The following is a 13,328-nucleotide window of genomic DNA, read 5'->3' as shown; positions in this document are numbered from 1 at the left end:
CGGCCGCGGGATGATGCGGGAACAGGTGGCGCAAGCGCCAGCATCGGCCGTCGCCCCGACGCTTCTGGCGTTGCGTGGCGTCGGCAAGGTGTTTTCCAACGGCGTGACAGCGCTCAGCGATGTCGACCTGACGATCCGGGAAGGCGATTTCCTCAGCCTGCTCGGACCATCCGGTTGCGGCAAGTCTACGGCGCTCAGGCTGATCGCCGGCCTGTCGACGCCGACTTCCGGCGTGCTCGACTGGCGCGGCGGCGGCTCGCTTGACCGCGCCAATATCGGCTTCGTCTTCCAGGAGCCGACGCTGCTGCCGTGGGCGAGCGTCTTCGACAATGTCTGGCTGCCGCTCAGGCTGAAAGGCATTTCCCGCGCCAAGGCAGCGCCTGCGATCACGCAGATGCTGGCGCGGGTTCACCTGACCGGCTTCGAGAACGCGGTGCCCCGCGAACTGTCGGGCGGCATGAAGATGCGGGTGTCGATCGCGCGCGCCATGGTGACCAAGCCGCGCGTGCTTTTGATGGACGAACCGTTCGCCGCGCTCGACGAGATCACCCGCTTCAAGCTCAACAACGATCTGCTCGAGCTCTGGCAGGACGAGCGCTTCACCGTCGTCTTCGTCACCCACAGCGTCTTTGAAAGCGTGTTTTTGTCCAACCGCGTCGTCGTCATGGCGGCGCGGCCGGGCAGGGTGTTCGACGAACTTGCCATCGAGGCCGCCTATCCGCGCGACGAAGCGTTTCGCACCTCGCCCGACTATGCGGGCCTGTGCCGGCAGGCCTCGGACGTGCTGGTCAACGCCATCAATTCAACAGCGGGCTTGCACCATGACGGCCATTGACGAGCGGACGCTCAAGCTCGACCCAGAGGAAGCGCGCCGTGTGCGCCAGGAGCGGTTCGAGCGGATCGGGCGCTGGCTGCTGCCGTTGGCGATCATGATCCTGGCGATCTGGCTGTGGGACCGCATCTGCGTCTGGAACGAGGTCCCGCAATACATCCTGCCGCGTCCTGGTGTGGTCATGCAGACGCTCTACAATGATGCCGGCCTGTTGTTTTCCTCGCTGCTGGTCACTTTACGCATCACCTTCCTCAGCCTGGCCTTGGCCGTCATCGGCGGCGTCGGCCTGTCGGTGCTTTTCGCGCAATCGAAATGGGTGGAGATGTCGTTCTTCCCGTTCGCCATCGTGCTGCAGGTGACGCCGATCGTGGCGATCTTTCCGCTGATCAACATCTATGTGAACAACCAGACGACCAAGCTCCTGCTCTGTGCCTGGATCGTCGCCTTCTTCCCGATCCTGTCCAACACCACGCTTGGCCTCAACTCCGTTGACCGCAATCTGCGCGACCTGTTCAAGCTCAATGGCGCCACGCGCTGGCAGCAATTACGCTATCTCAGGCTGCCGGCGGCGATGCCGTATTTCCTCGGCGGGTTGAAGATTGCCGGCGGCCTGTCGCTGATCGGCGCCGTGGTCGCCGAATTCGTTGCCGGCACCACCGGGCAGTCGTCGGGGCTCGCCTCGCGTATCATCGAGGCCGGCTACCGACTCAACGCGCCAAGGCTGTTCGCGGCGCTGTTGCTGATCTCGCTGACCGGTATCCTGATCTTCCTGGTGCTGTCGCTGATATCGCATCTCATTTTGCGGCGCTGGCATGAGAGCGCGCTGAAGCAGGAGCGCTAGGTCCTTGATTCCGAACGCAGCTTCATACCGGCTCGCCAATGCGCGAATTCATGCATCGCTGACGAAAGGCGTTGCCGCCGCGTTCGACAGCGACGGCTTTGCACGCGTCGACATCAGTGTCGCGGACGGCAAAATCTCCGGCATCACCGCACATGACCGGTCAAAGGCCGCTGCCGATGCGGTCGATGTCGCCGGCCGTATCGTGCTGCCGTGCTTCGTCGATTGCCATACCCATATCGACAAGGGTCATATCTGGCCGCGAAAGCCCAATCCCGACGGTACCTTCATGGGCGCGCTCAATGCCGCCGGCGCCGACCGCGTGGCGCGCTGGAGCGCCGAGGACCTCGCCAGGCGCATGGATTTCTCGCTGCGCGCCGCCTACGCGCATGGCACCAGCGCGCTCAGAACCCATATCGACAGCGTCGCCCCGCAGGAGGAAATCTCCTGGCCGGTGTTCGAGACGATGCGCGAGGCATGGCGCGGCCGCATCGAATTGCAGGGTGCCTGCCTGCTCGGCATCGAGGGTGTACGCGACAACAAGTGGTTCGACAGGCTGGCCAAGCGTGTGGCCGCCGCCAGGGGCGTGCTGGGTGTGGTCACCTACATGGTGCCGGATCTGGAGAAGTTGCTCGACCAGGTCTTCGCGCAAGCGATCAAGCATGGTCTGGACCTCGATTTCCACGCCGACGAAACCGACGACGTCGCCGCGACCTCGCTGAAGAAGATCGCCGAGGCCGCGCTGTGGAACGGCTTCGAGGGCAAGGTCCTCGTCGGCCATTGCTGCTCGCTGGCGCGCCAGCCCGATCTGGAAGTGCTGGACACGCTGGACAAGGTGGCAAAGGCAGGGCTGGCGGTGGTGTCGCTGCCTATGTGCAATCTCTATCTGCAGGATCGTCGCGCTGATCAAACCACGCCCCGCTGGCGTGGCGTGACGCTGCTGCACGAGATGAAGGCGAGGGGCATTCCGGTCGCGGTCGCTTCCGACAACACGCGCGATCCCTTCTACGCCTATGGCGACCTCGACATGCTGGAGGTTTACCGCATGGCGACGCGTATCCTGCATTTCGACCATCCGGTCGCCGACTGGCCGCAGGCGGTTGCCGCGACGCCAGCCAAGGTGATGCGGCTCGATGGCTTCGGAACGCTTGCCACCGGCGGCGATGCCGACTTCATCCTGTTCAAAGGTCGAAGCTGGACGGAATTGCTGTCGCGGCCCGAATCGGATCGCATCGTCGTGCGCGCCGGACGAGCGATCGACCGGCAATTGCCCGATTACGCCGAACTTGACGGACTGATGGTGGAATGATGGACATCGCCGCGCTGAAACGCGATCTCGACGGGATAAAACTCGACGACAATCCGGCGATCGTCCAGCAGAAAAGCCGCGACTTCTATTGGTACAGCCCGGTGCTGAAACAGCAGCTCGACCATGTCACCGGCGACCTGATCGCGACGCCGAAGGACGAAGCGGAGCTGATTCGCATGCTCGCTGCCTGTCACAGGCATGGCGTGCCGGTAACGCCGCGCGGCAGCGGCACAGGCAATTACGGCCAGGCGATGCCGCTGTCGGGCGGCGTGGTGCTGAACCTTGCCGAGATGAACGAGATCAAGTCGATCGCGCCGGGGCGCGTGGTGACCGGGCCGGGCGCCATCCTGGCCGATATCGACAAGGCGACGCGGGCATATTCGGGGCAGGAATTGAGGCTCTCACCCTCGACCTACAACACAGCCTCGATAGGCGGCTTCATCGCCGGCGGTTCGGGCGGCGTCGGCTCGATCAATTTCGGCGGCCTGCGCGATTTCGGCAATGTGCTGCGGCTGCGCGTGGTGACGATGGAGGCCGAGCCGAATGTGCTGGAACTTACCGGCGAGGACCTGCACAAGGTCACCCACGCTTACGGCACCAATGGCATCATATCGGAAGTCGAGATGCCACTGACGGCAGCCTATGACTGGATCGACGTCATCGTCGGCTTCGACGCCTTCATGGATGCGGCGCGCTACGGCAATGCGCTGGCCTGCCAGGACGGCATCCTGACCAAGCTGATCACGCCGATATCGGCGCCCGTGCCGCAGCTTTATTTCAAGCGCCACCAGAAGTTTTTCAGGGAAGGGCAAAGCGTCTGCGTCGTCATGGTGGCGTCGCATGGGCTGGACGCCTTCCTGGCCTTTACGCGTCGCGCCGGCGGTGAGGTGATCTACAACGCCACCACGGCGACACCGGAGGAGAAAAAGGGCCTGCCGCCCGCCTATGAGCTGGCCTGGAACCACACGACGCTGCGAGCGCTGCGCGTCGATCCCTCGATCACCTACCTGCAATCGCTTTATCCTTTTCCCAACCAGCTGGCGCTGGTCGAGAAGATGGACGCGATGTTCCCGGGCGAAGTCTTCTCGCATCTCGAATTCGTGCGGCTGGACGGCAACATCACCTGCTTCGGCCTGCCGCTGGTCAAGTTCACCACCGAGGCGCGGCTCGACGAGATCATCCGCCTGCACGAGGACAATGGCTGCCCGATCTTCAACCCGCACCGCTACACGCTGGAAGAGGGCGGCATGAAGCAGACGGACGCGGTGCAACTCGCCTTCAAGCGCGAGACCGATCCGCAAGGCCTGCTCAATCCCGGCAAGATGATAGCCTGGGAAAACCCGGACTATGACTACCGTTCGGGCCGGACGTTTCTGTTCAAGGGACTGCAGAAGGCAGGCTGATGAACATCCTTGTCCTCTACGCGCATCCGGTCGAGACCAGCTTCAATGCCGGCCTGCACCGGACGATCGTGGAGCGGCTGACGGCGGCGGGCCATGCGGTCGATGATTGCGACCTTTACGCGGAGGATTTCGATCCCAGGCTCACGCGCCAGGAGCGGCTAGGCTATCACGACCAGCGCGGGCCTGACGATGCGGTTGCCAGCTATATCGAACGGTTGCAAAAAGCCGAAGGTCTGGTGCTGTCGTTTCCGGTGTGGAACTACGGCTATCCGGCTATTCTGAAAGGCTTTTTCGACCGCGTCTTCCTGCCTGGCGTGTCGTTCAAACTGGTCGACGGCAAGGTGCGCCCGACACTGCACAACATCCGCAGGCTGACGGCTGTCACCACCTATGGCGGCAGCCGGTTCCGCGCGATGTTGATGGGCGATCCGCCGCGCAAGATCGTGAAGCGCATGCTGCGCGCCACGATCAAGCCCGGCGCTCCCGTCTCGTATCTCGCGCATTATTCGATGAACCTGTCGACTGACGATACGCGCAAGTCTTTCATGACGAAGGTCGCGGCCAGCATGGATGTATTCTGATGCGCGCGCTGGTCGTCTATTGCCACCCGGTGCCGGAGAGCTTTTGCGCCGCGATCCGCGACACCGCCGTCGAGGTGCTGACGCGGCGAGGCTGGGAGGTGCGGTTGCTCGACCTCTATGCCGAGAAATTCGATCCGGTGATGGGCTGCGAGGAGCGGCGCGCCTACAATAATCAGGCGCCACAGGACCCGGCGCTGAAGCCGCATTTCGAGTTGCTCGCCTGGGCCGAGGCGATCCTGTTCGTCTATCCGACCTGGTGGTACGGGCTGCCGGCAATGCTGAAGGGCTGGCTCGACCGTGTCTGGGCAACCGACATCGCCTTCAAGCTGCCGGTTGGCAAAGGAAGCATCAAGTCGCTGATGACGCATGTCACCAAGGTCGGCGTCATCACCACCTGCGGCGCACCGACCTGGTGGAGCGTCGTCGTCGGCCAGCCCGGCCGCAAGACGCTGCTGCGCGGCATGCGGGCGCTGTGCGCCAGACGTTGCAAGACGTTCTTCCTCGCCCATTATCTGATGGATGCGTCGACACCGAAGAGCCGGGCGGCTTTCCTGGTCAAAGTGCGCGCGAAGCTCGAGCGGTTTTAAGCCTGGCCAGGACCAGCGATAGTCATTTGAGCTTCTTCTCTATGCCGTCCAGGATGGCCTGGGCATCCTGGTCGCCCTGTGCGGCCGCTGGGCGCATCAGTTCGGCTGCCTTCGCCAGATCCTCCGGGACGCCGTCGGCGTTGTAGTACATCAGGCCGAGATTGTACTGGGCATCGACCTGGCCCTGATCGGCGGCTTTCTGATACCATTCGACGGCCTCGGCCTTGTCCTGCGCGACCCCGTCACCAGCGTAATACATATAACCCAGACTATACTGCGCCTTGGCGAAGCCTTGCTCGGCGGACTTGCGGTACCATTTTACGGCTTCGGCCCCGTCCTTCGCCACTCCTTCGCCTTTGCGATAGGAATTCGCCAGGTTGGACTGCGCCTTGGCGTTGCCCTGTTCGGCCGCCTTGCGAAACCATTTGACGCCTTCGGCCTTGTCTTCCGGCACTCCCTTGCCGTTGGAATACATGACGCCGAGATTGTTCTGCGCGCCCGAGAAATCCTGGGCGGCGGACTTGCGATACCATTCCAGCGCCCTGGCATAATCCTGCGGCACGCCAAAGCCGTTCTCATAGAGATGGCCGATGTTGTTTTGCGCATCGGGATCGCCCGATCTGGCCATCTTCGTCCACAATGTCAGCGCCGTGGCGTAGTCGCCGGCATAATAGGCATCGAGTGCGTCGTCGGCGTGGGCAGGGCCGGCCAGGGAAAGCAGCACCGCCAGCAAAAACAGCAGTCTTGCCATCATGATCGGCTACGCCCTTATCCGCTCTGCCTTCGGATCATACATCGGCTTCAGCGACGCTTCGGCGGCAAAACGCTCGCCGGCTATCTCGATTTCGTATGAAGAGCTCAGCACATCCGCCTCGCTCTCGCCCTGGCAAGGCACGTAGCCCAGCCCGATGGCGCCGCCGAGATGGTGGCCGTAATTGCCCGAGGTGACCGGACCGACGATCTTGCCGTCGCGCAGGATCGCTTCGTTGTGGAAGAGCAGGGGCTGCGGGTCCTTGAGGCGGAACTGGACCAGCCGGCGCGACAGGCCGGCTTCCTTTTTCCTGAGCACCGCGTCGCGGCCGATGAAATCGCCCTTGGCCGTCTTCACCGCGAAGCCGAGGCCGGCTTCCAGCACATTGTCCTCATCGGTGATGTCGTGGCCGAAATGGCGGAAGGCTTTCTCGATGCGGCAGGAATCCAGCGTGTGCAGGCCGCAGAGTTTCAGCCCCAGATCGGTGCCGGCTTCGTCGATCGCCTCGAAGACGTGCGCCGCCTGTTCGGTCGAGACATAGAGTTCCCAGCCGAGCTCGCCGACATAGGTGACGCGGTGCGCGCGGGCCAGCCCCATGCCGATCTCGATCTCCTGGAAGGTGCCGAACGGATTGTTCTCGTTGGAGAAATCGTTGGGGCTGACCTTTTGGATCAGTTTCCGCGCATCCGGACCCATCAGGCAGAGCACGCTTTCGGATGCGGTCACGTCGGTGATGACCACGAACGCGTCGCCGACATGGCGGCGCAGCCAGGCGAGATCGCGCTGCAGCGTGGCGCCCGGCACGACCAGGAAATAGGCCGTTTCCGAAAGCCGCGACACGGTGAGGTCGCTCTCGATGCCGCCGCGCTGGTTCAGCATCTGGGTGTAGACGATCTTGCCCGGCGCCACGTCCATGTCGTTAGCGCAGAGCCTTTGCAGGAACTGCTTGGCGTCACGGCCTTCGACGCGGATCTTGCCGAACGAGGTCATGTCGAACAGGCCGACCTTGTTGCGGACGGCCAGATGCTCCTCGCGCTGGTTGTCGAACCAGTTCTGGCGCTTCCAGGAATAGCGGTATTCGCGCTCCTGGCCGTCACGGGCGAACCAGTTGGCGCGCTCCCAGCCGGCGACCTCGCCGAACACGGCGCCGCGTGCCTTCAGATGCTCATGCAGCGGCGAGCGGCGCACGCCACGCGACGTCGCCATCTGCCGGTAGGGGAAGTGGTCGGCATAGAGCAGGCCGAGCGTTTCGGAAACGCGCTCCTTGAGGTAACGGCGGTTCTTCTGGAAAGGCTGGGTGCGGCGGATGTCGACCTCCCAAAGGTCGAAGGGCGCTTCGCCATCATTGATCCACTGCGCCAGCGCCATGCCGGCGCCGCCCGAGGAGACGATGCCGATCGAATTGTAGCCGGTCGCCATCCAGTAGCCGCGCAGCTCCGGCGCTTCGCCGAGATAGTAGCGGTCGTCGGGCGTAAAGCTTTCGGGGCCGTTGAAGAAGGTGTGGATGCCGGCGGTGGCCAGCATCGGCATGCGGTTGACTCCCATTTCGAGGATGGGTTCGAAATGGTCCATGTCCTCGGGCAACTGGTCGAAGCAGAAATCCTCGCGGATGCCGTCCATGCCCCACGGCTTGGCCACCGGTTCGAAGGCGCCGAGCATCATCTTGCCGGCGTCTTCCTTGTAGTAGGCGCATTCGTCCGGCACGCGCAGCACCGGCAGGCGGCTCAGCCCAGGGATAGGCTCGGTGACGAGATAAAAGTGCTCGCAGGCATGCAGGGGGATGGTGACGCCGTTCCGGGCGCCCAGTTCGCGCGCCCACATGCCGGCGCAATTGACGACGATGTCGGCCTCGATGGTGCCTTGGTCCTCGCCTTGCGCCCAGGATACGCCTGTGACACGGCCGTCCCTGGTGTGGACCTTGGTCACCTTCACATTCTCGACGATGGTGGCGCCGCGCTGGCGCGCGCCCTTGGCCAGTGCCATGGCGATGTTGGCGGGGTCGCACTGGCCGTCGAGCGGCAGATGCACGGCACCGACCACGTCTGAGACATTGAGATGCGGATACATCTCCTTGACCTCATTTGGCGAAATCTCGCGCACATCGACGTCGAAGGCGCGGGCCAGCGAGGCCTGCCGGTAGATTTCGTGCTTGCGCTCCTCGGTCAGCGCCACGGTGATCGAGCCGACCTGGCGCATGCCGGTGCCGACCTCGGTCTCGGCTTCCAATTTGACGTAGAGATCGGCCGAGTATTTCGCCAGGCGGGTCATGTTCTGCGAACCGCGCAACTGGCCGATCAGGCCGGCGGCATGCCATGTCGTGCCCGAGGTCAGCTGCTTGCGCTCCAAAAGCACGATGTCGGTCCAGCCAAGCTTGGCCAGGTGGTAGGCGACCGAGCAGCCGGAAACGCCGCCGCCGATGATGACGGCCCTTGCCTTGGTAGGGATGGTCCTGGTGGTCATGCGGCCTCACGACGGTAGCTGGAAACAAAACGGCGCAGCCGGTCGGCTGCTTCCCTGAGCACGGGTTCGGGCTGGCACAAGCTGATGCGAATATGGCCGGCGGCAGCCTCGCCGAAGCTGGAGCCGGGCATGACGCCGACCTTCTCCTCGTCGAGGAAGGCGAGGGCAAATTTCTCGTCGTCGGGTTCGATATCGGATATGTCGAGCATGACATACATGCCGCCTTCCGAACCGCGGACGCCGACATTGTTCATGCCGCGCACGGCATCGAGCAGGACGGTGCGGCGCGCCGCGTAGCGTTCGGCGATGTCCTTGACGCCATAGTGCTGCTCCAGCGCCTCGGCGCAGGCGATGGAGATGAAGGCCGGCAGGCCGTAGGTCGTCACCAGGTTGAGGTTGATCAGCAATGCGATCATCGCCTCGGGACCGGTCAGCCAGCCCATGCGCCAGCCGGTCATGCCGTGGCTCTTGGACATGGAATTGATGACCAGCGTGCGTTCGGCCATGCCGGGCAGCGAGCGCGGCGAAATGTGCTCGCCGCCGCCCAGTGTCCAGTAGACCTCGTCCGAAAGCAGCCAGAGGTCATGCTCCTTGCAGAGTTCGGCCAGTTGTTCCAGGCGCTCGCGCGAATAGACGGCGCCGGTCGGATTGTTCGGCGTGTTGATCAGGATGGCGCGCGTATTGGGCCTGATCGCCGCACGGATCATGTCGGCGCGCGGCTGGAAGCCATCCTCGGCCGGTGTCTCGACCACGGTGAAGCTGGCACCGGCCGCGCTGAACGTGTTGGGGTAGGTGGCGTAGTAGGGCGCGACCACGATGGCGTGGTCGCCCTGATCGAGCACGGCCTGAACGGCCGCGTAAAGGGCTGCCTGGCCGCCCGCCGTGGCGATCACCTCGTCCGGCGTCGTCTCGACGCCGGTGCAGGCGCTTGAGGCCGCGGCCATGGCCTTGCGCAGGCGCGGCAGGCCGGGCAGCGGCGTATAATGATGATTGCTGCCGCGCACCGCGGTCACGCAGGCCTCGATCGTCTGTGACGGCGTATCGAAATCATGGTCGCCGACCGACAGCATGATGATGTCCTCGCCGGCTTCCTTGCGGGCCCAGGCGGCGAAATGAACCTCCCAGCCATCCTTGCCGGACGGAACGATGCCGGTAACGCGCGATGATGGTCTAGGCATGTGAAACTCCCGAGATCGCGTAGCCGCCCTGCTGCAGCCGGTCGCGCAAGGCGGCGATATGGGCAGGGCCAACCTCGCAGCAACCGCCGACGATGTCAGCGCCGGCCTCTACCCAGCCGATGGCCTGCGCGGCGTAGGCGTCCGGACCGAGGTCGTGGCGGGCGTGCAGCACGTCCACCGTGCCGCCATGCTTGAGCGCTTCGGTGGAGGTGAAGCCGTTGGCATAGGCGCCGACCGGGCCGCCCAGTTCGATCAGATCCGGCAAGGCCGCCGCGATCGCTTCCGGCCGGCAGCAATTGAGCAGCCGCGCCGCCACCGGCAGATTGCCGAGCGCATCCGCTGCAGACGCAATCGTCTCGCCGCTGCGCAAGCGTGGCGTGCCGTGATCGGCCAGCGTCCACGACACCCAGACAGGCTTGCCGCTTTCCGATGCCGCGGTCACCGCCGCGCGCGCCTCCTCGGCCGACGCCATGGTCTCGCACAGGAACAGGTCGACGCCGTCGGCCTGCTCGGCGACGATGCGGCGGTAGATGTCGAGCGTGTCCTGGTAGGAGATGGTCAGGGCCGGCGCGTAGCTGCCGAAAAGCGGCGACAGGCAGCCCGCGATCGCCGCGTCGCCGGCCTCGTCGCGGGCCTGCCTGGCGAGATCGACGCCACGCTTCTGCAGCGGCTTGAACAGGTCTTCCGCGCCCTCGCGGGCCAGACGTTCGGGCGTCGCCGAATAGGTGTTGATGGTGATGACGCGGGCGCCTGCGCGGATGAATTCGGCATGCAGGCCGCGCACCAGATCGGGCTCGTCGATCAACACCCTGGCCGACCATAGCGGCGTCGGCTCGGACTTGCTGCGCCGCACCAGCTCCTGGCCCATGCCGCCATCGGTGAGGATCACATTCTTCACGCGCGCAGCCTTTCGTTCTTCGGATCCCACAAGGGCTCGTCCTGCTGCACGACCGCCTTGAAGCGGTCGCCGAAGATCTCGACCTCGACCGACGTGCCGGGTTCGCTGAGGTCGGCGCGCAGCATGCCGAGCGCGATCGACTTGTCGATGCGATGACCCCAGCCACCGGACGTCGTCTCGCCGACGATCTGGCCGCCATGCCAGAGCGTCGACATGTAGGGCGCGTCGCAGTCGCCCGGATTTTCGACGACCAGCGTGACGAAGCGCTTCTTCACGCCTTGCTGTTTCTCGTTCTGGAGCGCCGCCTTGCCACGGAAGTCGGGCTTTTCCCATTTGACGAAGCGCTCGAGCCCGCCCTGCAGGATCGAATAGTCGGTCGACAGGTCGCCCTTCCACGTCCGGTAGCCTTTCTCCAGGCGCAGCGAATCCAGCGCGTACATGCCGAACGGCTTCAAGCCATGATTCTGCCCGGCGGCGCAGATGGCGTCGAAGATCGCGGCGGTGTCGTCGACCCTGGTGTGGATTTCCCAGCCGAGTTCGCCGGCGAAGGAGACGCGCACCAGCTTGGCCCAGCGGCCGGCGATTCTTGTCTCCTGATGCGTCAGCCATGGCAAGGTCAGGTCGGCTTCGCAGACCTCGGCAAGGATCTTTCGCGAATTCGGGCCGGCCAGGATCTGCGTGGAGAATTCTTCCGTGCGGTCGACCAGCCTGAACGCCGCATCGTCGGGCATGTGCGACTTCAGCCATTCGAAATCATGCCACTGCGCCACCGCTGCGGTGATCAGCGTCATGGAGTCCTCACCATGGCGCACCACCGACATTTCGGTGACGATGCGGCCCTTGTCGTCGGAGAAATAGACGAGGCCGATGCGGCCGGGCTTCGGCACCAGGCCGGTCACCTGCCGGCTCAGCCATTCTGCGGCACCCGGGCCCTCGAGATTGAAGCGCGAGAAGCCGGGCAGGTCGAGGATGCCGGCGGTGTCGCGGACAGCCAGACATTCCTCACGCACGCGCCGCTGCCACGGCCCGTCACGGCGGAAGGTCAGCGTGGCTTCCTCGGAGACGTCGTCGCCGTCCTGCGCATACCAGGTGGCGCGTTCCCAGCCATTGTAGGCGTCGAAGCGGCCGCCGAGCGCCTTGATGCGGTCGTGGATCGGTGACAGTTTCCGGTCGCGACCTTCAGGCCAGGCATGGCGCGGGAACTGGATGGCGTATTCGTTGCCGTAGATTTCCATGCCCTTGGCCACGCAATAGTCCGGCGCGGCGGCGAAGGATGTGAAGCGGCGCGGATCGCACGACCACATGTCCCATTCGGTCTGGCCTTGCGTCACCCACTCGGCCAGCACCTTGCCGGCGCCGCCGCCCTGGGCGATGCCGAAGGTGAAGACGCAAGCCTCGAACGCGTTGGGAACGCCGGGCATCGGACCGATCAGCGGATTGCCGTCCGGCGCATAGGGGATCGGGCCATTGATGACCTTGGACAGGCCGGCGGTGCCCAGGATCGGCACGCGGGCGACGGCGTCGGCCAGATAGTGCTCCAGCCGGTCGAGATCGTCGGGGAAGAGCTGGAAGGAAAAGTCGTCCGGCATCGGATCGTTGTGGGTGGCCCAATGCGCGCGGCAATTGCGCTCGTAGGGGCCAAGGTTCATGCCGGATTTTTCCTGACGCAAATAGTAGGAGGTGTCGACGTCGCGCAGCAGCGGCAGTTTCTTGCCCTGTTCCTTGGACCATGCGGCGAGTTCGGGGATTTCCTCGAACAATATGTACTGATGGCTCATCACCATCATCGGCACTTCGCGGCCGAACATCTTGCCGACTTCAGCGGCACGGTAGCCGGCGGCGTTGACGACGATCTCGCAGCGGATTTCGCCCTGCGGCGTGACGACCACCCATTCGTCCTTCTCACGGCGCACGCCCGACACCGGGCAGAAGCGGATGATTTTGGCACCCAGATCGCGGGCGCCCTTGGCCAGCGCCTGGGTCAACTGCGCCGGATCGATGTCACCGTCGCTCGGATCGTAGAGCGCGCCCTTCAACTCATGCGTTTCGATGAAGGGGTAGCGGCGCTTGATTTCGTCGAGCCCGACCACGTCGATATCCATGCCCTGATAGCGGCCCATGCCCTTGGCGCGCTGGAACTCCTGCATGCGCTCTTTCGAGTGGGCGAGCCGCAGCGAACCCGTGACGTGGTAGTTCATGGGATAGTCGACCGCGTCGGCGAGGCCACGATAGAGCTCTGTCGAATAGCGCTGCATGTTCATGAGCGACCAGGACGAGGAGAAGGTCGGCACATTGCCGGCGGCGTGCCAGGTCGAGCCGGAGGTCAGCTCGTTCTTTTCCAGCAGCACGCAGTCGGTCCATCCCGCCTTGCAAAGGTGATAGAGCGAGGAGGTGCCGACCACGCCACCTCCGATGATCACCACGCGCGCCGTGCTCGGCAAACCCGCCATGTTCTTCTCTCAATTTTCAAGCGCGCCGCGCTTCTTTTGTT

General features: G+C 64.2%; 11 protein-coding genes. 6 read left to right on the top strand and 5 right to left on the bottom strand.

Features of this window, described 5'->3' with window-relative positions:
- Positions 1–10 precede the first annotated feature (10 nt).
- Genes FJ967_RS11430 through FJ967_RS11405 form a run of 6 tightly spaced genes read left to right on the top strand, consistent with a single transcriptional unit; the run spans position 11 to position 5,550 of the window.
- Positions 11–835 (top strand): ABC transporter ATP-binding protein, encoded by an 825-nt coding sequence (locus FJ967_RS11430; protein WP_140731813.1) that lies wholly within the window; start codon positions 11–13, stop codon positions 833–835.
- The gene (locus FJ967_RS11425; RefSeq protein WP_140731812.1) at positions 822–1,673 is read left to right on the top strand and encodes an ABC transporter permease; all 852 of its coding nucleotides are present in this window, start codon (positions 822–824) and stop codon (positions 1,671–1,673) included. Before FJ967_RS11430 ends, FJ967_RS11425 begins: the two co-directional genes overlap by 14 nt.
- A gap of 4 nt (positions 1,674–1,677) precedes the next feature.
- On the top strand, positions 1,678–2,979 hold the full coding sequence (locus tag FJ967_RS11420; RefSeq protein ID WP_140731811.1) for a cytosine deaminase: 1,302 nt from the start codon (positions 1,678–1,680) through the stop codon (positions 2,977–2,979).
- Positions 2,979–4,382, top strand: a complete 1,404-nt coding sequence (locus FJ967_RS11415; protein ID WP_140731999.1) for an FAD-binding oxidoreductase — start codon at positions 2,979–2,981, stop codon at positions 4,380–4,382. Before FJ967_RS11420 ends, FJ967_RS11415 begins: the two co-directional genes overlap by 1 nt.
- Positions 4,382–4,963 (top strand): NAD(P)H-dependent oxidoreductase, encoded by a 582-nt coding sequence (locus FJ967_RS11410; protein WP_181175789.1) that lies wholly within the window; start codon positions 4,382–4,384, stop codon positions 4,961–4,963. The genes FJ967_RS11415 and FJ967_RS11410 overlap by 1 nt, the downstream gene beginning before the upstream one ends.
- Positions 4,963–5,550, top strand: coding sequence for an NAD(P)H-dependent oxidoreductase (locus FJ967_RS11405; protein WP_140731809.1), 588 nt, complete (start codon positions 4,963–4,965; stop codon positions 5,548–5,550). The genes FJ967_RS11410 and FJ967_RS11405 overlap by 1 nt, the downstream gene beginning before the upstream one ends.
- A 22-nt stretch (positions 5,551–5,572) precedes the next feature.
- Here FJ967_RS11405 and FJ967_RS11400 read toward each other — a convergent pair whose 3' ends face one another.
- From FJ967_RS11400 to FJ967_RS11380, 5 genes are read right to left on the bottom strand one after another with little or no spacing between them, the layout of a single operon-like run.
- Positions 5,573–6,304, bottom strand: a complete 732-nt coding sequence (locus tag FJ967_RS11400) for a tetratricopeptide repeat protein (protein WP_140731808.1) — start codon at positions 6,302–6,304, stop codon at positions 5,573–5,575.
- Positions 6,305–6,310: 6 nt separating this feature from the next.
- Positions 6,311–8,761 (bottom strand): FAD-dependent oxidoreductase, encoded by a 2,451-nt coding sequence (locus FJ967_RS11395; protein WP_140731807.1) that lies wholly within the window; start codon positions 8,759–8,761, stop codon positions 6,311–6,313.
- The gene (locus FJ967_RS11390; protein ID WP_140731806.1) at positions 8,758–9,939 is read right to left on the bottom strand and encodes a pyridoxal phosphate-dependent aminotransferase; all 1,182 of its coding nucleotides are present in this window, start codon (positions 9,937–9,939) and stop codon (positions 8,758–8,760) included. Before FJ967_RS11390 ends, FJ967_RS11395 begins: the two co-directional genes overlap by 4 nt.
- Complete coding sequence (locus FJ967_RS11385) at positions 9,932–10,837, bottom strand: homocysteine S-methyltransferase family protein (protein WP_140731805.1); 906 nt, start codon at positions 10,835–10,837, stop codon at positions 9,932–9,934. The genes FJ967_RS11390 and FJ967_RS11385 overlap by 8 nt, the downstream gene beginning before the upstream one ends.
- The gene (locus FJ967_RS11380; RefSeq protein ID WP_140731804.1) at positions 10,834–13,287 is read right to left on the bottom strand and encodes an FAD-dependent oxidoreductase; all 2,454 of its coding nucleotides are present in this window, start codon (positions 13,285–13,287) and stop codon (positions 10,834–10,836) included. The genes FJ967_RS11385 and FJ967_RS11380 overlap by 4 nt, the downstream gene beginning before the upstream one ends.
- Between the last annotated feature and the right edge of the window lie 41 nt (positions 13,288–13,328).

The organism is Mesorhizobium sp. B2-3-4 (genome assembly GCF_006442315.1).
Lineage (GTDB): Bacteria > Pseudomonadota > Alphaproteobacteria > Rhizobiales > Rhizobiaceae > Mesorhizobium.
The sequence above is the reverse complement of the archived record's forward strand: the minus strand, read 5'-3'. Positions and strand labels throughout refer to the sequence as shown.

Bases quoted from the DNA above. Each gene is read 5' to 3' on its own strand.
- FJ967_RS11415 (WP_140731999.1), top strand. From the start codon at position 2,979: ATGGACATCGCCGCGCTGAAACGCGATCTCGACGGGATAAAACTCGAC.
- FJ967_RS11390 (WP_140731806.1), bottom strand. From the start codon at position 9,939: ATGCCTAGACCATCATCGCGCGTTACCGGCATCGTTCCGTCCGGCAAG.
- FJ967_RS11380 (WP_140731804.1), bottom strand. From the start codon at position 13,287: ATGGCGGGTTTGCCGAGCACGGCGCGCGTGGTGATCATCGGAGGTGGC.
- FJ967_RS11405 (WP_140731809.1), top strand. From the start codon at position 4,963: ATGCGCGCGCTGGTCGTCTATTGCCACCCGGTGCCGGAGAGCTTTTGC.
- FJ967_RS11395 (WP_140731807.1), bottom strand. From the start codon at position 8,761: ATGACCACCAGGACCATCCCTACCAAGGCAAGGGCCGTCATCATCGGC.
- FJ967_RS11410 (WP_181175789.1), top strand. From the start codon at position 4,382: ATGAACATCCTTGTCCTCTACGCGCATCCGGTCGAGACCAGCTTCAAT.
- FJ967_RS11400 (WP_140731808.1), bottom strand. From the start codon at position 6,304: ATGATGGCAAGACTGCTGTTTTTGCTGGCGGTGCTGCTTTCCCTGGCC.
- FJ967_RS11430 (WP_140731813.1), top strand. From the start codon at position 11: ATGATGCGGGAACAGGTGGCGCAAGCGCCAGCATCGGCCGTCGCCCCG.
- FJ967_RS11425 (WP_140731812.1), top strand. From the start codon at position 822: ATGACGGCCATTGACGAGCGGACGCTCAAGCTCGACCCAGAGGAAGCG.